Raw genomic sequence first — 18,320 nt, forward strand, 5'->3', positions numbered from 1 at the left:
GTAGGATCAGCCGCGCTTGTCGGGGTTGACCAGCTCGGTCATGCGCACGCCGAACCGGTCGCCGACCGTCACCACTTCGCCGCGCCCGATCAGCGTGCCGTTGACCAGCACGTCGAGCAGCTCATTGGCCTGGCGGTCCAGTTCGATCACGCTCGATTCGGACAGCGCCAGCAGCTCGCGCAGCGTCAGCTGGGTCGAGCCGATCTCGACGGTCAGCTTGACGTCGACGTCCTGGAGCAGCCGGAAATTGGCGGCGACCGACGTGTCGACGGGGAAGCCCCCGGCCATATCGTTCATTGTTGGTGTCCTTCAAAGGATTGCGCGAGCGCCTCGGGCGAGCGGGCGAGCGAGGTGAGCTGAACGGCGGCGCGGCCATTGGCGGTGCCGACCGTGCCGGTGCCCAGCAGGTCGCCGCCAACCATCACCGGCACTTCCGGGCCGAAGCTGATGGGAATCACGTCGCCGATCTTCAGGTCCATCAGGCGGCTGAGCGGCACGACGGGTTCGGCGAGCACCGAGCGGACCGGGAAGCGCACCGTCATCACCGCGCGCGTCAGGTCGCCGCGCCAGGTCGGATGCGCCTCGCCCTTGTTGTCGACGACCTTGCCGGTAAGGGCGGAGCCGTGCGGCTTCAACGCGCTGACCGGATACAGGATGTCGAGCATCGAGGGGCGGCGATCCTGGCGGGCCAGGCCGAAACGGGTGACGATCATCGCATCCTCGCCCTCGATCCCCGACAGCAGGGCGGGCGAGGATTCGGTGCGACCGGCGCGGAAGTCGAGCTTGGCGAGCGAGTCCCAGGCGTTGCGCATCGGCGTCGCCATCATGCCGCCCAGTTGGGTCATCATCGCCTCGGCCGCGGGTGAGAATTCGGGTGGCAGGGGATCGGGAACTGCGCCGGTGCCGCCGAAGAACAGGTCGATCAGCGACATGCCGAACCCGCCCTCGATGACGACCAGCGCCTGGGCATCGGCGGACATGCCGTTCAACGACGACATGACCATCGGCATCCAGGCGCTCAGGCCGTCGCCGCGCTCGGCCCGGTAATCCGAGAAGCGCTGGACCACCAGCGGCTCGGCCCAGCAGCGCAACTCTTCGCGAAGGAGCGATTCGAACAGGCCGCGCAGCGTCCGCGCCAGTCGCGCGGACAAATGCTGCATCGTGTGGAGATCGCCGAACGGGTTGATCTTGTGCGAGCCCAGCACCCCGTGATCAGCGACATACTGATCCCGCGGACGTTCGCGACGTTCAACCTGAGGGGCGGCGTTAACCATGCCTCACTGAACAACAAAATTGGTAAAGTAGACGTTAGCGACGCCGCCGAATCCCTCCTTTTGGCGAAGAATCTCGTTGATCGCGTCGACCAGACGCCGTTGGAGCTGCCGCTTGCCGTCGCCCGACGTCACCATGTCCTCGCTGGCATCGCCCAGCGTCATCAGCACCGCCGAGCGGACCGCCAGGTCGTTGGTCTTCAGATTGTTGATGACCGTGTCGTCATAGGGGGTCGAGATGGCCAGCCCGACCTGGACGATATGGATCGAGTCGCGCAGGTTCGAGGTGAAGTCCTTGGGCAGCTGGTAATAGTTGGACGCATAGCGCTCGCCGCCATCGCCCACCGGCGTCTTCATGCCGACATTCTCGTGATCGCCGCCGCCTTCGCCACCCTCGCCATGGCCGCCACCTTCGCCGCCGCCATGACCGCCTTCGCCCCCTTCACCTTCGGCTCCGGCGCGCTTCTGCTCGGCCTTGGGCACCAGCTTGGGGCCGGGATGGCTGGCATCGGCCTCGGCTTCCTCATGGCCCGCCTTTTCGGCCTTCGCGCCGTGGCCGCCGATCAGGCCCGAACTGGCGGCATAGAGCCCGGCACCGACGCCACCGCCCAGCAGGACGAGGACGCCGACGACCATGACGATAATCTTGCCGAGCTTGCCCTTCTTCTTCTTGGGCGCATCATCGGTGGGCGTGTCTTTCGCGTCGCTCATAGTTCAGTTCCTCAGGCGATTCGGATGGATGGGGTGGAAGGCGAGGCGGTCGGGGACGATCCGACCGATTCCTCGCCGAAGAGGGAGGTGCCGCTGCCGCGCGGCCGCGACGGGATCACCGGCGCGGGTTGGGCGGGGGGACGCTGGTCGCGCAGCGACTGGCCCATGTCGGACCCGCCCGCCATGCCGCCGCCCGTACTACCGGACGCCACCGCCACATCGCCCAGCCGCATGCCCTTGTCCTCGGCCAGCCGGGTGAGCTGGCCCTGCGCATCGGCGAGCATCGCGGCGGTGCCGGCATGGTCGGCGGTGAAATGGATATGGGTCGCGCGGTCATCCTGGCGAATCGCCACCGCGATGCCGCCCAGCGCGTCGGGCGACAGCTGGATCCGGGTGTCGGCGGTGGCGGCATCCTCGCGCATGCGGTCGATGCGTTCGATCATGCCCTGCGGCCAATGCGCCTGCGTCATGTCGAGCGGCGGCTGGTCGGGCGCGCTGGCGGACGCCACGGGGCGGGTCAGGTCGGTTGCGGCCAGCGCGGCCGGGTCGATCGCCGCGGTGGTCGGCCGGGCGGGGTCGTCCAGCGGATCCTCGTCGCGAACCGGCGTCGCCGCCCCGCGCAGCGCGCCCGCCAGCAGGCCGATCGTCGCGGTCGCCTGTGCCGGTTGGGTCACGCTCAGCGGGCCGCTGGGCAGCGTGGCCAGCGGCGGCGGTGCCGTCTCGGGCGTCGTGGCCACCGGCATGGCGACCAGCCGGAAGGCGGGAATATTGGCGGACGGCGCCGGATTCGCGGTGGTCGTCATCGGCGTCGCCGGGCCAGTGGCGGCCGCGTCCGGCATGGCGGGCAGCGCGATCGATGGCGTGCCCGCCGAAGACGGCATGGCCGCGACCATGGGACCGGCCGAAGAGGAGGGAGCCAGGCCCAGCGAAGAGGTATCGGCCGTTGCCTGACGCAGCGATGCAAAGACCCTCGATGCCGCCACGGGGCCGGTCGTCGCACGAGCGGCGGGCGGAATGGCGGGCGTCGGCGCGGCTGCGACCGGCGCGGCATCGGGTGTCGCGTCGGGCGTGGGTGCCATCGCGAACGGTATGACGGCCGCGTCGGGCAGGATGGGCGTGGCGATGGCTGGTCCGGGTGCGTTACCGGGCTCGTCGTCGTCCTTGGTCGCCAACGGATCGCTCGGGGTATCGGTATCTCCGGTCGGTTCGTCGTCGGTGGCCGTCTGGACAAGCTTGTCGGGCAGCGGCGCACCATCGCTTGGCATCGCCTTCGCGACGGACCGGGTAGCAAGCGGCGTGACGGTGTCCGCTCCGGCCGCGACAGGCGCAGCGGAAACGGGCTCACCGGCAACTACCTCAGCGGTGACGGGCACCGCGCTCGGGCTATCCGCCCGGACGGCGGGCATGACCGGCAAGGAAGGCGCGGGGGTCGGCAAGCCGTTGCCGGGCAATGCCGCCATCGGAGCCTCGGGCATTGCCGCACCGTCGATCGCGCCCGCAGCGGGCTTGGAAGCGATCGGCATGCCCGTGTCGCCCCCGGGCGGCGGCACGACCACGCTGGCGGTCAGAAAGTCAGCGAATTTCGGGGGTTGCCCGGCCGCGCCCGTGGCATCGGGCCGCGATCGGAGCGAGGTCGCCCGGCTGGGCGAGGACGCGTCGGGCGAAAGGAAAGAGGGGATGGCTGACATGATAGGACACCGTCAGCAAGGATCGTGCCGGTTGCGGTCCCGGTCCGGACCCCGCCCCAAGCCGCCGCGCGAACCGGCGGCGGGCATGTCCTCCAGTGCGCGCATCTCGGCGCGGATGGCGGCGGCGCGGGCGCGTTCGAGCAGCTTTTCGACGGCGGTCTGGTCGCGCTTGGCCTCGCGGGTCTGTTCGGCGGCCAGGGCGGCGCGCTGTTCGGCGGCGGCGACCCGCGCGGTGGCGGCATCGGCTGATTCGAGCAGGCGTCCGCGAAAATGCGCGCGCGCCATCAATCCGGCGGCGGCGGTCGGCGGCGCGGCGACCGGCGACACAGCCTCGACCAGCTGGGCGATACGCTGCGACAGGGACTGCTCGGTCGAGACGCGTTCCTGCGCCCGCGCTTCCTCGGCGCGGGTCAGGTTCAGTTGCAGCGTGCGGACCCGGTGCAGCCGGTTAAGCATCGCCTGCTGGCGGTCGGCCATGGTGCGTCAGGCCCCCGCCTGGCCGAACACGCCGACCAGTTCCTCGACCGCATGGTCGAGCGGCACGATCTCGTCGGCATCCTGGCGGATATATTCCATCACCGCCGGGTGGCAGGCGATGGCGGCGTCGATCGCGGGGTCGGCGCCCGCGCGGTACGCGCCCATCAGCACCAGGTCGCGGTTCTCCTCATAGGTCGCCAGATGACGACGCAGCGTGCGGGCGGCCATGGCGTGGGGCTTGCCGACGATGTCGGTCATCACGCGGCTGACCGAGGGACCGATATCGATCGCCGGATAGACGCCGCGCTCGGCGAGATGGCGGTTCAGCACGATATGCCCGTCCAGGATCGAGCGTGCCGAGTCGACGACCGGGTCGTTGCCGTCGTCGCCATCGGCCAGCACGGTATAGATGGCGGTGATCGAACCGGTGCCATGCGCATCGGCGCCCGCCCGCTCGATCAGGTTGGGCAGCATCGCGATGGCCGAGGGCGGATAGCCGCGCGCCGAGGCGGGCTCGCCCAGCGCCAGCCCGATCTCGCGACCGGCATGGGCGACGCGGGTCAGCGAATCCATGATCAGCAGGACCTTCTTGCCCTCTGCACGGAACGCCTCCGCAATGGCGGTGGCGCGCAGGGCGCCGCGAATACGCAGCACCGGCGAGTGGTTGGCGGGGACCGCGACCACGACCGAACGCGCGCGGGCTTCGCCGGCGACCTTCGTCTCCAGAAAGTCGGCGACCTCGCGGCTGCGTTCGCCGATCAGGCCGATGACGATGACGTCGGCGCGCGCGGCGCGCACCATCATGCCCAGCAGCACCGACTTGCCGACGCCCGAGCCCGCCATGATGCCGACGCGCTGGCCCTGGCCGATTGTCAGCAGGCCGTTGATCGCGCGCACCCCGACGTCCAGCGGCTCGCGCACGCGACCGCGGTCGAGCGGCGACTGCATCCGGCCCGCCAGCGGCCAGCGACCCGCGCCGCGAATGGGGCCCAGGCCGTCGATCGGCTTGCCCGACCCGTCGACCACGCGGCCCAGCATCGCCGCACCGACCTCCGCCTCGCCGGGAGGGCCGAGCGGGCGCACCGGCGCGCGCGGCAACAGGGGGGCGGGGCCACCCAGATTCATCAGGAGGGTGCGGCCGTTGCGAAAGCCGATCACCTCGGCCTCGACCCGTTCCTCGGGCTTGTCGCCGATCGCGCAGACGGTGCCGACCGGCAGTGACAGGCCGACCGCTTCCATCAACAACCCGTCATAGGAGGACAGGCGACCGCACACGGTGGCGCGCGGCGCGAAATCGGCCTGGGCCAGCGTTTCCAGATAATCGGCGGTGAATCGATTCAGCATGATGGAACCGGAACCTTGTCCATGACGGCGGCCAGCTGATCCAGCCACAGGCGCGGCCCGTCCTCGACGATGGTCGAGGCGCTTTCGAGCACGAAGCTGCCGCGTTCGATGGTCTGATCGCCGACGGGAAAGATGGTCTGTGGCAGGCGTCCGTCGAGCAGTGCGACATCCTCAGGGTGGACGCGCAACATGGCCGATTCCTGCGTGTTGGTCAGCAGGTCGATCGCACCTTCGATGCGGGTGGCCAGGCGGTCGGCATCGACGCCGATCTCGCCCACCAGCCGGGTGACGAGCGTCATGACGGTGTGGCGCAACTGGCCCGCCATCAGTTCGCGATCGACGCGCGAGGTCAGCGCCTGGGCGATACCCTCGATCAACTGTCCGTCGCGCGCCTGCCCCTCGACCAGCGCCTGGAATTCGGCGGTGGCGGCATCGACCCCGGCGGCATAGCCCTCGGCATAACCGGCGGCGCGGGCCGTCGCGATCGGATCGGCGGCGGGCTCGGCATTGTCGTCGCACGCGGCGAACGGATCCCAGCCCTCGGTCGGGTCTTCGGCGCGGTTGACCGGGTGGAAGTGGCGCGGCCGGACCTCGGCGGCGGGATCGGGTGCGGTCTGGCCGCCCGGCATGGGCGCGCGCGCGCGGAACGAGAACGGCTCGGCATTCAGGTCGATGCCCAGCCCGGCGAGCCCCGGCATGTCGGTCCGGGAAAAGCCGCCCGGTGGCACGAACGCCTGTTGCAGCGCGGCCGCCGCCGCGTTCTGACGCGCGGAGAAACCCGCGACGAAATCAGACATAATCGTCCTCGCCCCCGCCCATCATGATCGTGCCTTCCTTGGCCAGGTTGCGCGCGACGGCGATCATCGCCTTCTGCGCCTCCAGCACCTCGGTCAGCTTCATCGGCCCGCGACCTTCGATCTCGTCGCGGATGCCCGTCGCCGCCCGCGCCGACATGCAGCCCAGGAAGCGTTCGCGTGCCACCTCGTCCGCGCCCTTCAGCGAGCGGATCAGCACTTCGCCGTCGACGTTGCGGATGAGGGTGCCCAGATTCTTGTCGTCCATCTCGAGCAGGTTCTCGAAGATGAACAGCGCCTCCTCGATCTGCTTGGCGACGTCGCGGTCGATCTTGAACAGCTTGGGCATGACCCGCTGTTCGGTCGCCTTGCGCGCGCTCGACAGGATCTTGGCGGCTTCGCGCGATCCGCCCATGGCCAGGCCGTTGCCGCCGCCGCCCGCACCACCGCCACCGCCGCCGGCGCGCCGTTGCAGGACCGCGTTCAGCGTCTCGACCGCCTGCGGCGTCACCGGACCCAGCCGGGCGACGCGGTGCAGGATATCGGGCTGCATGATCTCGGGCAGCAGTTCGAGCACCTGGCCCGCGACCGCCGGATCGCAGTTCGCGATGATGACCGCGCCGATCTGGGGATGTTCCTTCTCGACGATCTTGGCGATGTCGGCGGCGTCCAGCCAGTCGAGCATGTCGATCTCGCACTGCGCCTCGGGCGGGATGATGCGCGACAGCACGGTGTCGGCCCGTTCGGGGCCGAGCGCGCGGGTCATCATGTTCTCGACCATCGGCTTGGGCTCGAAGGCGATCGAGGTGCGGGCACGGGCCGCGCCGACGAAATTGTCGAGCACGGCGTCGACCTCGTTCTCGCTGACGTCGGCGATCGAATACATGGCGCGGCCCAGTTCGCGCACCTCGTCCGGGTCCAGCTTCTGCAGGATGGCGGCGGCCTCGGCCTCGCCCACCAGCATCATCAGGACCGCGGCGCGCTCGACGCCGGTATAGGTCCGCGTATCGGTGGCGGTCGTCACGCGGCCTCCTCCGACGTGCGGATCATGTCACGAACGGCGAGTGCGGCGCGCGCGGGGTTGTCGCGGGTAAAGCCGCGCACCTTGACGATGCGGTCGTCGAGATGGGTCGACTGTTCGATATCGTCGAGCGTCACGGGCGGCAGCACCGACGGCTCGGCGGGCGCGGCCAGCGCCGGGTTCATCCTGGCGATGTCGATCCCGGCCGCCGACAGCGCGGCGAGCGCGGCGGCGTCGAGCGGCACGGCGACCCCTTCGGCATTCATCACCATCGGCGCGCCGTCGGCACCGGTCAGGATCTGGCCGGGTGCGCCGTCGGCGGCGCCCATGGGCAGCGCGTTGGCCGCGGGTTCGTCCTTCTTCTTGGTCATCGCCTTGACCAGCGGCCGCACGCCGAGCAGCAGGACGAGGAGCGCGATGACCAGCGCGGTCGCGTTGCGCGCGGCGACCGGCATCCAGCTGGCATCGTACCAGGCGCGCTTGTCCTCCATACCGGCATCGGCGAACTTGCGGCTGATGACGGTGACGTTGTCGTTGCGCTGCTGGTCGAAACCGACCGCCGACTTCACCAGGTCGGAAATCTGGGAAATTTCCATCTGGCTGCGCTTGCCAGTGGCGGGATCGCGCAGCAGGACCGCGACGGTCAGCCGCTTGATCGACCCCGGCGCGGCGCGCGTCACCGACACCTGCTTGTTCAGGTCATAGGCGCGCTGATAGGCGTCGGACTGTTTTTCCGGGTTCACGCCCGGGCCACCGGCGACCGGCTTGCCATCGGCGGGCGGCGCACCGCTCGCGCCGTTGGCGGCCTGCGGCTGCTGCAGCATGCTGGCGGGCGGCGGCGTGTTGGACAGCGCGCCCGGAATACCGCCCGGCGTCGTCGGGTCCTTCTGGTTGCCGGTCCAGTTGCCGGTTTCGGCGCGCAGCGCGCCGTCCTTGTCGTAACGTTCGCTGGTCGCGCTCGTCTCGTCCAGGTTGACGTCGGCCTGCACCTCGGCGGTGAAGTTGCCCGCGCCGACCAGCGGGGTCAGCAGCTGGACCAGCTGGGTGCGGTACTTCTCTTCCAGGCGACGCTGGAAATCGATGCGGCGATCGTCGCCGGCCGCACCCTCGCCGCCCTTTTTGGACAGGAGCGCACCCATCTGGTCGACGACGGTCACGTCCTCGGGCTTCATGCCCGGCACCGACGAGGCGACGAGATTGATGATCGACTGGACCTGCGCCTCCGACAGCGAGCGCCCGGCGTTGAGCTTGAGCACCACCGAGGCCGAGGGCGAGGACTTGTCGCGGATGAAGGGCGAGGCGTCGGGCGTGGCGAGGTGCACGCGCGCTTCGGCGACGGCGTCGATCTCCTGGATCGAGCGGGCGATCTCGCTCTCGCGCGCCTGGCGAAGGCGTTCGCCCTCGACCGCGCGGCTGACGCCCATCGGCAACTGGTCGAGGATCGCGTAACCGCCGGGCGCCTGCTTGGGCAGGCCCTGGCCCGCCAGCAGCATCCGCGCCTTGGCGTAATCCTCCTCGTTCACGGTCAGCGCGCCGGTGCCGTCGTTGATCTTGCTCTTGATGTTCGCGGTGGACAGCGCCGAGGTGACGGCCTGCTTGTCCGCGTCCGACAGATTTTCGAACAGCGTCTTCTGCGGCGGGCTCGACAGCGCCATCCAGGCCAGCGCGGCGGCCGCGATCAGCCCGACGAGCAGCGCCATCGGCGCGGAACGGCGGACCGCGGGCTGCGCCATGACCGACTTGATCTGGCGGAGCGGGTTGGCGAACTTTTCCGGCAAGGGCGGCAGGGCCGGTGCGGGATTGGTCGATGCGGGGGTGAGGGCAGTGCTCATCTTACACCGGCATGCTCATGATGTCCTTATAGGCGGACAGGAGTTTGTTGCGGACCTGCAGCGTGGCCTCGAACCCGACCGATGCCTGCTGGCGCGCCATCATCACCTTGGCGATGTCGACGGTTTCGCCGCGTTCATAGGATTCGGAGAGTCGGGCGGCCTGTTGCTGGCCTTCGTTCACGCCCTTCAGCGCGGTCTCCAGCGTGTCGGCGAAGGTCGCCGGGGCCGCGGGAGCTTGAGTCGAGGCGGCCTGTGCCGCCTGGTTGGCACCGGCCTGGCTTGCCGCCTTCAGCGCTTGATTGCGTTCCAGGATCTGGGCGCGAAGCGCCATCACCCGGTCGACGCTCATTGCGCCGCCGATGCCACCGACGCTCATGCCATCACGGCCCGGCTAGACGGGCGGATGATCTCTTCGCCCTGCTCGCGCGCCTTGGCCAGGCGGTAGCGCAGGGTACGCTCCGAGATGCCCAGGCGCTTGGCGGTCTCGACCCGGTTGCCGCCGCACGCGGCCAGCATGTCGCGGATCGCGGCGAATTCGCTCATCTGCACGACCTTGCCCAGCGTGGCTTCCGCGGTCGTCACGGTCAGCGGCTCGTCGTCCAGGTCGTTGGCGATCATCGGGCGGTCAAACACGATATGCTCGGGCTCGATGGTCGCACCGCCCGCGAAGAGCAGCGCGCGCTGGATCACATTCTCCAGCTCGCGGACATTGCCGGGCCAGTTGTGCATGGCCAGCTTGTCGATCGCGGCGGTGCTCGGCCACGGAATGGCGGTGCGACCGGCGGCATGGCGCAGGATCATCGTCGCGGCGAGCGCGGGGATGTCCATGCGACGCTCGCACAGCGACTTGGTGGTCAGCGGAAAGACCGACAGGCGGTAGTAAAGGTCGGCGCGGAACCGGCCTGCCGCCACTTCGGCCTGCAGATCGCGGTTGGCGCAGGCGATGACGCGGACGTCGACCGACTGCGGCATCGACGCGCCGAGCGGGATCACCTCGCGCTCCTGCAGCACGCGCAGCAGCTTGGCCTGCAGCTGAAGCGGCATTTCGGCAATCTCGTCGAGCAGCAGCGTGCCGCCGTCCGCCGCGCGGAAGAAACCTTCGCCCGCCTGCGCCGCGCCGGTGAACGCGCCCTTCTGGTGACCGAAGAGCAGCGCCTCGAGCATCGATTCGGGCAGCGCGGCGCAGTTGATCGCGACGAACGGCTTGTTCGCGCGGGCGGACTGGGCGTGGATGGTGCGGGCGACCACTTCCTTGCCGGTGCCAGTGGGGCCGTTGATCAGGACGGTGATGTCCGACTGGGCCACGCGCTCCGCCAGGGTGAACAGCGCCAGGCTTTCCGGGTCGGCGGCGGTCGGCATCTGCGGACCGGCGACGAGGGCGCGCACGACGCTGTTGCCGACGCCTGCCTCGCTGCTCGGATAGGTGACCGTGATCGGCTGGCCGCCCTGCATCGGGGTGATCGAGGCGACGGGGCCGTCGGCCACGATCACGGTGCGGGTCGGATGGGTGACCATGTCGCCCGGTGCCAGCAGGAACATATCCCCGGCCTGAGGCGCAGCGCCGGGTTCGGCAAGGGCCAGACCTTGGGCGCGCAAAGCGGAAATCAGCGCGTATTTCTGCTTAACCAGCGCGGGGGAGGGGTGAATCGACGGCATCGGCGACAAGTCCTTTCGTGACTTCGCAATGCCCTTTCCTTGGTAAAGTGCGGGTTAATGCGGCAATCGTTGCGGCAAGTTTTTTCCGCGCGCGATGCGCCCGCCTGCGCCGGGGCGGGGGCAGGGGCGCGCCAGCCCGCCCGCTCGCCCGTGAAACGGCAAAACCGGCAAAACTTAAGGGCAGGAAATTGCCGTTTGGCGGCTAAAACCTGCCGGAATGCGGCCGTTCTTCATTTCGACGGCTCGAGGGTCCCAGCGGACAACGAGGGGACCGTCGGGAAATTTGGAGGACGAACCATGACTGTTATCGCCACGAACATCAGCGCCCTGCGTGCCACTGCTGCCAACAACATGGCGTCGAACGCCCTGAACACCTCGATGAACCGCCTGTCGACCGGCAAGCGCATCAACTCGGCAGCGGACGACTCGGCAGGCCTGGCGATTTCGGCATCGATGACGTCGCAGATCCGCGGCATGGCGCAGGGTATCCGCAACGCCAATGACGGCATCTCGATGGCGCAGACCGCCGAAGGTGCGCTGGACGAGGTCAACAACATGCTGCAGCGGATGCGCGAACTGAAGGTGCAGTCGTCGAACGACAGCTACCAGGCGACCGACAAGACCAACATCCAGAACGAACAGGCCGCCCTGGCCGTGCAGATCAACAGCGTGGTCAGCAACACCACCTTCAACGGCAAGGCGCTGTTCAACGCCGCGGCTGCCACCGGCTTCAACATCCAGACGGGTGCCAGCTCGGCGGATGCGATCACGCTGAAGTCGACCGACTTCTCCAAGGCAACCGGCAGCGCGGCCCTGGTCGCCGTGACCGGCGGCGGCGGCGAGACGGCGGCGAACGCCGCGACGGCATCGGCCGCTGCGACGCTGGCCCAGTATGACGCCGCGATCACGGCGGTGGCGACGGCACGGGCCGGTCTGGGTGCGACCCAGAACCAGATCCAGTCGGCGGTCAACAACACCACCTCGACCATGACCAACCTGTCCGAAGCACGCAGCCGCATCGAGGACACCGACTTCTCGACCGAAACCACCGCGCTCGCCAAGGCGCAGATCCTCGCCCAGGCCTCGACCGCGATGCTGAGCCAGGCGAACCAGTCGCAGCAGGGCGTGATGAAGCTGCTCGGTTAATCCCAGGGTTCCGGGATCGTCCTCCCGGATCAAAGGACCGCCCCCCCCACCATCGCGAACCGATGGCGGGGGGCGGTTTTAGAAAAAAATCGTCGCCCGCTGCATTTTTTCCTAAAGTGCGGCGCAAGGCGACCGTTTTCCGTGGTGGCAGCTCGACCTTCGCCTTGGGGGCGGCGGAGAGCTCCAGCTTTGGAGAACAACCATGACGGTGATCGCCACCAACATCACGGCCTTACGTGCCGCCAACGCATCCGTTTCCGCCCAGAACGGGCTGGACGTGTCGATGAACCGCCTGTCGACCGGCAAGCGCATCAACTCGGCGATGGACGACGCGGCAGGCCTCGCCATCACGTCCTCGATGACCGCGCAGGTTCGCGGCATGAACCAGGGCGTGCGCAACGCGAACGACGGCATCTCGATGGCGCAGACCGCCGAAGGCGCGCTCCAGGAAGTCAGCAACATGCTGCAGCGGATGCGCGAATTGGCGGTGCAGAAGGCCAACGCGACCTATTCGGCGCAGGACAAGACGAGCATCACCGTCGAACAGGACGCCTTGTCGGCGCAGATCTCGACCATCCTGACCAACACCACCTTCAACGGCCAGAAGCTGTTCGACGGGACGGCCGGCGTTTCGGGCTCGGTCCAGATCCAGGCGGGCGCCTATACCAGCGATGCGCTGACCATGACGTTCGGCAATCTGAAGACCGACACGACCCTGACCACGATCATCGATTTCACGAACCAGCGGCTGAACTCGTCGACGCCGCCCGCGCTCGAGGATTTCGACACCGCCATCGCCAGGGTCGCCAATTTCCGTTCGGGCCTGGGCGCGGTGCAGAACCGGCTCCAGTCGGCGATCAACAACCTGACCTCGAACGCCACCAATCTTTCCGAGGCGCGCAGCCGTATCGAGGACACCGATTTCTCGGCCGAGACGACCGCGCTCGCCAAGGCCCAGATCCTCAGCCAGGCCTCGACCGCGATGCTGAGCCAGGCCAACCAGTCGCAGCAGGGCGTGCTCAAGCTGCTCGGCCAGTAATACCAGGTTCCTGAGCGCCCTGGCACCGCGCCCCCACTCGGGTGCCGGGGCCAACCGGCTGCGCCTTCGCGGACCGGTTTGCAGGACAAACCCCGGCGGCCTTCGGGCTGCCGGGGTTTCTTTTTGTCTATTCGCCGCGCAGCACGAGCGCGGGCGGCACGCGCGACGCGGCCCATGCCGGATACAGGCTGGCCAGCACGGCGCCCGCCATCACGCAGACACCGATCGTCGCCACCTCATGGGCGGCAATGCCGATGGGCAACGACAGGAAAAGGTCGAGTTCCGCCGCGCGTGCTGGCACCAGCCACAACATGAGCGCCGCAATCCGGTCGCGCTGCGCCAACATTCCGCCCGCCAGGGCCATTCCCGCCGTCGCGCCAGATGCGGCAATCACGCTGCCGACCGTGGCAAATATGCGTGCAATGCTGGACGCTGACGTCCCCATGCTGCGCAACACAGCGATCTCGCGCCGCTTCGACCGGGCGAGCAGGGTCATCGACGACAGGATGTTGAACAGCGCGATCACCGTGACCAGACCGACGGCGATCGTCATGCCGACCTTCTCGGTCGCGAGCGCCGCGAGAAGGGTGCGGTTCGTCTGCATCCAGCTGGTGATGCGATAGGCGGAGCCGAGGTGCCGGCGAATCGCGGCGAGGATGGCGGGTTCGTCCTCGGGCCGGTTGAGCGTCACCGCCACGCGGCGCGTGACGGCCGGGCCATCCAGAACGGCGAGGCCGTCGACCGGGCCGAGCAGGACCGGTGCCTTCCCGCCGACCGCCTCGTCATCGTCATAAAGGCCCGAAACCCGCACCTCGAACAGTTGCAGATCAACCGACTGGTCCGGGCCGACCGCGACCCGGCCGATCGCGACGGGCGAGCCGGGCAGCAGGCCGAGTCGCAATGCGGCATTTTGGCCAATTGCGATGGTGCCGGGTGCGTTCGGTCGTACCCCCATGGCCGGGCGGACCAGGGCGGGATGACGGGCGATGCCCTCCGGCGTCAGCCCCTGGACCCGGACCGAACTGATGCGTCCGTCGACGCTGAGCGCGGTGGTGACTTCGCGAAGCGGCTCGGCGCGCGCAACGCCCGGTAGACGCGCGACGATCGCGGCGACCTGGGTCTCGTTCATGCGCTGGTGCGCGGCCGCGGTGATGCTGAGATGTCCGTCGACGGGCGCGACGGTGCTGGCGAGCTTGGCCTGAGCGCCATTCATGACGGCGACGACCAGGACCAGCGAGGCGACACCGATCGCGACACCGATGCATCCGATTGCAGCAACCAGCAGGACCAGCCGCCCACCGGCACCCGGCCAGAGATAGCGCGCGATCAGTCGACGTTCATGGGATGCCAGCATGCTCTTCCCCCCGGATCAAGGGGGAAGGCTTAGGCGCGCAGGGCTCCCGACGGGAAGAGGATTATGATGGCGGCGGCATGGCGAGTCCCACCGCCTCGCCCCTCACGCCTGCGCGGCGAGGGCCTTTTTCAGGCGGGCGTGCGCGGCGCTCTTGATCTGGCAGACGCGTGCGGCGCCGACGCCCAGGACCTGGCCGATTTCCTCGAGATTGAGTTCCTCGACATAATAGAGCTGGATGACCATCGCCTCACGCTCGGGCAGCGCGCCGATCGCGGCGATCAGTGCGTCGCGCAGGTCGCTCTCGGCCAGCTGTTCGAAGGCGTTGGGCGTGTCGTCGGCGAACCAGGGCATATCGTCGGAATAGATGTCGTCGATCGCCTCCATGCGGATGGCCTCGGCGGTCTTGTATTCCGTACGCAGCCGCTCGACGGTCACGCCCAGCTTCTGAGCCACGACCTCGTCGGTCGGGGCCTGGCCGGTCGCCTGGGACAGGGCCGACACCGCCTTGGCATAGTCGCGACGGCGGCGCATCGCACCGCGCGTCGTCGTCGCTTGGCGGCGCAACTCGTCGATCATCGCGCCGCGCAGCCGCGCCTTGAGATAATGGCCGAACTCGACGCCGCGCTCCTCGAACGAGGCGGCGGCCTCGACCAGGGCGACCAGGCCGACCTGGACCAGATCCTCAATCTCGACCAGGTTCGACATCGATCCATGGACATGCCACGCGATGCGCCGGACCAGCGGCAGGTGCTGGCGGATCAGCGCGCTCGCGTCGCGACCCGGCCCACGCGGCACGGGGCGATAGGTCAGCGGCTGGTCCGCGACGGTCGGGTTGATCAGCGCAGGGTCGAAGCTTGCCGGATTGATCGGCTGGGCGTTCATGAATGCGCCGCTGAGAGGGTGCGAGGTCATGCAGCAATCGCCTGTTGCTGGGAGTGATGGGGGGCGCCGATGACGGCGACGACTTCGACCGGCTTGTCTTCCGGCACTTCGAAGAAGGAGAGGACGGGCACGTCGGGCAGGCAGGTGCGCAACAGCTTGCGCATCGCCACCCGCACGCCCGGCTGTACGACGAGGGCAAAGGGCTTGGCCTCGGCGATCAGCGGTTCGGCGGCCTGGGTCAGGGCGGTGGTGATCCGCTGGCCCAGATCGGGTTCAATGACATGGCGGCGCGACACGTCGGCGCGCATCGCCTGGGCGAGCAGCCCTTCGAGCTGGCCGTCGAGCGTCATGACGCGAAGCGGTTCGCGCACGCCGCACAGCTTCTGGATGATCAGGCCGCCCAGGCTCGGGCGGATCAGCTCGATGATATCCTCGGCATCGGCGGTCTTCTGCGCGGCGACCGCGATGGCGCTGGCGATGCGGCGGAACTCCTTGAGGGAGATGTTCTCCGCCAGCAGGCCCTTCAGCACCTGGGTCAGCGTGGTCAGCGGCAGCGGCGTCGGGCAGAGCGAGGCGGCCAGCTGCGCCGCGCGTTCCTTCAGCCCGTCGAGCAGCGCCTGCACCTCGTCGGGGCCGAGCAGCTCGGACGCGTTGGAGCCCAGGATATGGTTCAGGTGCGTGGCCATGACGGTGCCCGGATCGACGACCAGATAGCCCATGCCGGTGGCGGCATCGGCGTCGCCCTTCAGGATCCAGGTCGCGGGCAGGCCGAAGGTCGGGTCCTTGACCGGCTTGCCGTTCAGCGTGCCGAACGCCTGGCCGGTGTCGAGCGCCAGCATCTCGTCGGGCGAAACCTGGTCCTCGGCGGCGACCACGCCGTTGATGAGGATGCGGTAGCTATAGGGCGCCAGGTTGATGTCGTCGCGCACGCGCGCCTGCGGCACCACGAAGCCGAGATCCTTGGACAGCTGGCGGCGCACACCGGTGATGCGGGCCATCAGCGGCGCACCGCGACGCTCGTCGACCAGCGGCACCAGGCCGTAACCGATGTCGATATGCACCTGCATGCCGTCGATCACTTCGTCCCAGGCGATGCGCGAGGGGTCGACCGGTTCGGGTGCCGGGGCGGGGGGCGCGAGGACCGGGCGCTTCTCGATCTGGCGCAGCTTCCATGCGGTGAACCCGGCGATGGCGGCGGCGGGCAGCAGGATCAGGTGCGGCATGCCGGGCAGCACGCCCAGCAGGCCGAGGATCACCGCGACCGGCAGCCAGGTCTTCGACGCGCCGAACTGCGACCCGATCTGGCCCGCCAGATCCTTGTCCGACGACACGCGCGTCACGATGGCGGCGGCGGCGATCGACAGCATCAGCGAGGGGAGCTGCGCGACCAGCGCGTCGCCGATGGCGAGCAGGATATAGGTCTTGGCGGCGTCGGCGATGCCCATGCCGTGGCTGACCGGACCCAGGATCAGGCCGCCGACGATGTTGGCCGCCAGGATCAGCATGGCGGCGACCGCGTCGCCCTTCACGAACTTGGACGAACCGTCCATCGAGCCGTAGAAATCGGCCTCGGTCGACACCTCGACGCGGCGCGCCTTGGCCTGGTCCGGAGTGATGAGACCGGCGTTCAGATCGGCGTCGATCGCCATCTGCTTGCCGGGCAGGGCGTCCAGGGTGAAGCGCGCGGACACTTCCGACACGCGCCCTGCGCCCTTGGTCACGACGATCAGGTTGATGATCATCAGGATCGCGAAGACGAAGAGGCCGACGACGTAATCGCCGCCGATCAGGAAGGTGCCGAACGCCTCGATGACGTGACCGGCCGCACTTTCGCCTTCATGCCCGTGGACCAGCACGATGCGGGTCGAGGCGACGTTCAGGCCGAGGCGGAACAGGGTGGCGAACAGGAGGACGGTAGGGAAGGCCGAGAAGTCGAGCGGCTTCTGCGCGTTCAGCGCGACCATCAGGACCGCCAGGCTGATCGCGATGTTGGCGACGAAGAAGATGTCGAGCAGCGCGGGCGGGATCGGCACGACCATGACCAGCACCAGCAGCAGGATCGCCGCGGGCAGGGCCATGGTGCGGCCACCGGAGAAGAGCTTGCCCATCGCTTAGCCACCCATCCGTGCGAGCATCATATATGCCAGGCGCGCATGATCGGGCTTGGGCCGCAGCACGCTGTCGCCGGTGACGTTCGCATGGCGCAGGCCCAGCTGGTTCATCGTGCTGTTGGCCCAGGCCATCGCGTCGGCGGGGCTTTCGTTGGAACCGGTGACCACGGTGGCCTCCCCGTTCATCGCCTGCAGCGCCAGCGTCTGTGCGGCGAATTGCAGATTGGCGGCGCGGGTTTCGTTGCCGTCCGCCTGGGTGCCCGCCAGCTTGTTGGCGAAACGGTCGTAGATATCCGACAGCGAGCGCGGCTGGCCATTGGCGGCATAGAAGACCGAACGGTTGGCGCGCGCGGCCGCCGGGAACAGCGCCGCGCCGCTGGCCTGTGGATTGCTGGCCATGGTGCCCAGGAACTTGGTCGCGCCGCCCAGGCCCAGGAAATGCGCCATGTACAGGTCGGTGCCGCCCGCCTCGCGGCCCAGCGTCGATTCCAGCGCGGCCTTGTTGTCCGACGCGTGCTCGGCGGCCATCAGCGAGGCGGCGGTGGGATCGTTGCGCAGGCCCATGACCGCCGCCCGCGCGTCGCCGCTGACATAATAACGTCCGCCCGACTGGCCGATCGAGTCCGCCGCCCAGCCCAGGCCATGCTCGGCGCCGTGCTTCTTGACGACCGCCAGCCAGCTTTGTTCGACGAACTGGTACAGCCCGGATGCCGAGGAGGTGCCCGCCCGCGCATTCGCGTTCAGCCCCGACTCCAGCTTGGCCTGGCCGAGCAGATAGCCGAAATCGACGCCCGTGCGGCTGGATGCCAGCGCGATGGCCGATTGGACTCTGGCTTGGGAAACGGGTTGGACGGTCATGCTGTTAAATGGTCAAAGCCCCTGTTCGGGACTTACTCAGCAAGCGGCGTGCCAATTCCGGGGAGATCGTTGGGCGATGTGCGGATCATCGCGAAATTCGACAAAAAAGCCCAGAAAAACCGGGCTTTGCGAGGTG

Annotated in this window: 17 protein-coding genes; 2 read left to right on the plus strand and 15 right to left on the minus strand. The window is 68.6% G+C overall.

Annotation, left to right across the window (positions count from 1 at the left end):
- Positions 1-6 precede the first annotated feature (6 nt).
- The 11 genes from fliN to U1703_RS13275 all read right to left on the minus strand — a co-directional run bounded on the left by fliN (position 7) and on the right by U1703_RS13275 (position 10,794).
- On the minus strand, positions 7-297 hold the full coding sequence (gene fliN / locus U1703_RS13225; RefSeq protein ID WP_320452971.1) for a flagellar motor switch protein FliN: 291 nt from the start codon (positions 295-297) through the stop codon (positions 7-9).
- On the minus strand, positions 294-1,160 hold the full coding sequence (locus U1703_RS13230) for a flagellar motor switch protein FliM (protein ID WP_332786063.1): 867 nt from the start codon (positions 1,158-1,160) through the stop codon (positions 294-296). The genes fliN and U1703_RS13230 overlap by 4 nt, the downstream gene beginning before the upstream one ends.
- Positions 1,161-1,277: 117 nt before the next feature.
- Positions 1,278-1,982: a flagellar basal body-associated FliL family protein gene (locus tag U1703_RS13235; RefSeq protein ID WP_332786064.1), complete on the minus strand. Its 705-nt coding sequence runs from the start codon at positions 1,980-1,982 to the stop codon at positions 1,278-1,280.
- Between the two features lie 11 nt (positions 1,983-1,993).
- Entirely contained in the window at positions 1,994-3,505 is a 1,512-nt protein-coding gene (locus tag U1703_RS13240; protein WP_332786065.1) for a flagellar hook-length control protein FliK, read from the minus strand.
- Between the two features lie 177 nt (positions 3,506-3,682).
- Positions 3,683-4,147, minus strand: a complete 465-nt coding sequence (locus U1703_RS13245; RefSeq protein ID WP_332786066.1) for a hypothetical protein — start codon at positions 4,145-4,147, stop codon at positions 3,683-3,685.
- A gap of 6 nt (positions 4,148-4,153) precedes the next feature.
- On the minus strand, positions 4,154-5,491 hold the full coding sequence (locus U1703_RS13250; protein ID WP_320452976.1) for a FliI/YscN family ATPase: 1,338 nt from the start codon (positions 5,489-5,491) through the stop codon (positions 4,154-4,156).
- Complete coding sequence (locus U1703_RS13255) at positions 5,485-6,288, minus strand: FliH/SctL family protein (protein ID WP_332786067.1); 804 nt, start codon at positions 6,286-6,288, stop codon at positions 5,485-5,487. The genes U1703_RS13250 and U1703_RS13255 overlap by 7 nt, the downstream gene beginning before the upstream one ends.
- Positions 6,281-7,309 (minus strand): flagellar motor switch protein FliG, encoded by a 1,029-nt coding sequence (gene fliG, locus U1703_RS13260; protein ID WP_320452978.1) that lies wholly within the window; start codon positions 7,307-7,309, stop codon positions 6,281-6,283. Before fliG ends, U1703_RS13255 begins: the two co-directional genes overlap by 8 nt.
- The gene (gene fliF / locus U1703_RS13265; protein WP_332786068.1) at positions 7,306-9,138 is read right to left on the minus strand and encodes a flagellar basal-body MS-ring/collar protein FliF; all 1,833 of its coding nucleotides are present in this window, start codon (positions 9,136-9,138) and stop codon (positions 7,306-7,308) included. Before fliF ends, fliG begins: the two co-directional genes overlap by 4 nt.
- Before the next feature lies 1 nt (position 9,139).
- The gene (fliE, locus tag U1703_RS13270) at positions 9,140-9,514 is read right to left on the minus strand and encodes a flagellar hook-basal body complex protein FliE (RefSeq protein WP_320452980.1); all 375 of its coding nucleotides are present in this window, start codon (positions 9,512-9,514) and stop codon (positions 9,140-9,142) included.
- Positions 9,511-10,794, minus strand: coding sequence for a sigma-54 interaction domain-containing protein (locus U1703_RS13275; RefSeq protein WP_332786069.1), 1,284 nt, complete (start codon positions 10,792-10,794; stop codon positions 9,511-9,513). The genes fliE and U1703_RS13275 overlap by 4 nt, the downstream gene beginning before the upstream one ends.
- Positions 10,795-11,091: 297 nt before the next feature.
- Here U1703_RS13275 and U1703_RS13280 point away from each other — a divergent pair, with 297 nt between their 5' ends.
- The gene (locus U1703_RS13280; protein ID WP_320452982.1) at positions 11,092-11,940 is read left to right on the plus strand and encodes a flagellin N-terminal helical domain-containing protein; all 849 of its coding nucleotides are present in this window, start codon (positions 11,092-11,094) and stop codon (positions 11,938-11,940) included.
- Positions 11,941-12,142: 202 nt separating this feature from the next.
- A complete protein-coding gene (locus U1703_RS13285) occupies positions 12,143-12,979 on the plus strand; it encodes a flagellin N-terminal helical domain-containing protein (protein ID WP_332786070.1) in 837 nt (278 codons plus the stop codon).
- A gap of 127 nt (positions 12,980-13,106) precedes the next feature.
- Here U1703_RS13285 and U1703_RS13290 read toward each other — a convergent pair whose 3' ends face one another.
- The 4 genes from U1703_RS13290 to U1703_RS13305 form a co-directional block, all read right to left on the minus strand.
- The gene (locus tag U1703_RS13290; RefSeq protein WP_332786071.1) at positions 13,107-14,333 is read right to left on the minus strand and encodes an ABC transporter permease; all 1,227 of its coding nucleotides are present in this window, start codon (positions 14,331-14,333) and stop codon (positions 13,107-13,109) included.
- A 102-nt stretch (positions 14,334-14,435) separates the two neighbouring features.
- Positions 14,436-15,245: a sigma-70 family RNA polymerase sigma factor gene (locus U1703_RS13295; protein ID WP_320452985.1), complete on the minus strand. Its 810-nt coding sequence runs from the start codon at positions 15,243-15,245 to the stop codon at positions 14,436-14,438.
- Positions 15,242-17,323 (minus strand): flagellar biosynthesis protein FlhA, encoded by a 2,082-nt coding sequence (gene flhA / locus U1703_RS13300; RefSeq protein ID WP_320452986.1) that lies wholly within the window; start codon positions 17,321-17,323, stop codon positions 15,242-15,244. The genes U1703_RS13295 and flhA overlap by 4 nt, the downstream gene beginning before the upstream one ends.
- A 3-nt stretch (positions 17,324-17,326) precedes the next feature.
- Positions 17,327-18,184: a lytic transglycosylase domain-containing protein gene (locus tag U1703_RS13305; RefSeq protein ID WP_320452987.1), complete on the minus strand. Its 858-nt coding sequence runs from the start codon at positions 18,182-18,184 to the stop codon at positions 17,327-17,329.
- Positions 18,185-18,320 lie beyond the last annotated feature (136 nt).

Source organism: Sphingomonas flavida (genome assembly GCF_036663655.1).
GTDB lineage: Bacteria > Pseudomonadota > Alphaproteobacteria > Sphingomonadales > Sphingomonadaceae > Sphingomonas.

Excerpts from the sequence above, each read along its gene's own strand:
- fliN (WP_320452971.1), bottom strand. The coding sequence starts at position 297 with ATGAACGATATGGCCGGGGGCTTCCCCGTCGACACGTCGGTCGCCGCC.
- U1703_RS13230 (WP_332786063.1), bottom strand. The coding sequence starts at position 1,160 with ATGCAGCATTTGTCCGCGCGACTGGCGCGGACGCTGCGCGGCCTGTTC.
- U1703_RS13235 (WP_332786064.1), bottom strand. The coding sequence starts at position 1,982 with ATGAGCGACGCGAAAGACACGCCCACCGATGATGCGCCCAAGAAGAAG.
- U1703_RS13240 (WP_332786065.1), bottom strand. The coding sequence starts at position 3,505 with ATGCCGATCGCTTCCAAGCCCGCTGCGGGCGCGATCGACGGTGCGGCA.
- U1703_RS13245 (WP_332786066.1), bottom strand. The coding sequence starts at position 4,147 with ATGGCCGACCGCCAGCAGGCGATGCTTAACCGGCTGCACCGGGTCCGC.
- U1703_RS13250 (WP_320452976.1), bottom strand. The coding sequence starts at position 5,491 with ATGCTGAATCGATTCACCGCCGATTATCTGGAAACGCTGGCCCAGGCC.
- U1703_RS13255 (WP_332786067.1), bottom strand. The coding sequence starts at position 6,288 with ATGTCTGATTTCGTCGCGGGTTTCTCCGCGCGTCAGAACGCGGCGGCG.
- fliF (WP_332786068.1), bottom strand. The coding sequence starts at position 9,138 with ATGAGCACTGCCCTCACCCCCGCATCGACCAATCCCGCACCGGCCCTG.
- fliE (WP_320452980.1), bottom strand. The coding sequence starts at position 9,514 with ATGAGCGTCGGTGGCATCGGCGGCGCAATGAGCGTCGACCGGGTGATG.
- U1703_RS13275 (WP_332786069.1), bottom strand. The coding sequence starts at position 10,794 with ATGCCGTCGATTCACCCCTCCCCCGCGCTGGTTAAGCAGAAATACGCG.
- U1703_RS13280 (WP_320452982.1), top strand. The coding sequence starts at position 11,092 with ATGACTGTTATCGCCACGAACATCAGCGCCCTGCGTGCCACTGCTGCC.
- U1703_RS13285 (WP_332786070.1), top strand. The coding sequence starts at position 12,143 with ATGACGGTGATCGCCACCAACATCACGGCCTTACGTGCCGCCAACGCA.
- U1703_RS13290 (WP_332786071.1), bottom strand. The coding sequence starts at position 14,333 with ATGCTGGCATCCCATGAACGTCGACTGATCGCGCGCTATCTCTGGCCG.
- U1703_RS13295 (WP_320452985.1), bottom strand. The coding sequence starts at position 15,245 with ATGACCTCGCACCCTCTCAGCGGCGCATTCATGAACGCCCAGCCGATC.
- flhA (WP_320452986.1), bottom strand. The coding sequence starts at position 17,323 with ATGGGCAAGCTCTTCTCCGGTGGCCGCACCATGGCCCTGCCCGCGGCG.
- U1703_RS13305 (WP_320452987.1), bottom strand. The coding sequence starts at position 18,184 with ATGACCGTCCAACCCGTTTCCCAAGCCAGAGTCCAATCGGCCATCGCG.